Here is a 711-nt window from a genome sequence, read left to right on the forward strand (position 1 = left end):
TTGGTCATGCTGATTTCGATATCTTATCAAGTGTTTGCCCGGTATGTTTTGGGTAGCCCTACTTTCTGGTCAGAAGAGCTTGCAAGGTTTTTGATTGTTTGGCTTACCATGCTGGGGTCTGCATCCTTAATGAAAGAAAGAGATGGGCACATTTCTGTTGAATATGTGGCTGACAAGCTGCCGATGAAAATAGGTTTTGTAGTGGGGTTCATTCGTGACCTGTTGACGATCGCTATGTGCGGCTTGCTTGGATACTACGGGGCAAAGTTGGTTGAAGTGGGTGCCAGAACCTCATCATCTGGAATGCAGGTTCCCATGTCATTTCCCTATCTCGCCATACCAGTCGGTGCGCTGCTAATTTCACTTGTGCTTCTTATTGCCAGGATTGGGGAGTTGAGTACTAGTTGCCGAAAGCTTCCCGAGGAGATATCTCAATGACTTTTGAAGTGATCGGACTGGTTCTTGCAGGAGTGCTGGTGGTGCTTATCGCCATCGGGCTGCCGGTGGCATTTGCAATTATTCTGGCTTGCTTTGCAGTTATCTTTTTTCAAGGAAGTGTTAACCCAGTAATTGCGGCTCAGCGCATTTACGCAGGGATGGATAGTTTTTCGCTGATGGCAATCCCATTTTTCCTGCTGGCAGGTTCCATCATGGTAGCTGGTGGGTTGAGTCAACGACTGATTGATTTTGCCAATGCGTTGGTTGGACGCT

2 protein-coding genes are annotated in these 711 nt (G+C 47.4%); both read left to right on the top strand.

Annotation, left to right across the window (positions count from 1 at the left end):
- On the top strand, positions 1–438 hold a 438-nt coding region (locus tag IOC61_RS17540), incomplete at its 5' end, for a TRAP transporter small permease (protein WP_195690018.1).
- Positions 435–711 (top strand): TRAP transporter large permease subunit (locus IOC61_RS17545; protein ID WP_195690019.1); only part of this gene is annotated, 277 nt, incomplete at its 3' end. The genes IOC61_RS17540 and IOC61_RS17545, both read left to right, overlap by 4 nt.

The sequence above is a fragment of the Halomonas sp. KAO genome (genome assembly GCF_015595025.1).
In the GTDB taxonomy this organism is placed as follows: Bacteria; Pseudomonadota; Gammaproteobacteria; order Pseudomonadales; family Halomonadaceae; genus Halomonas.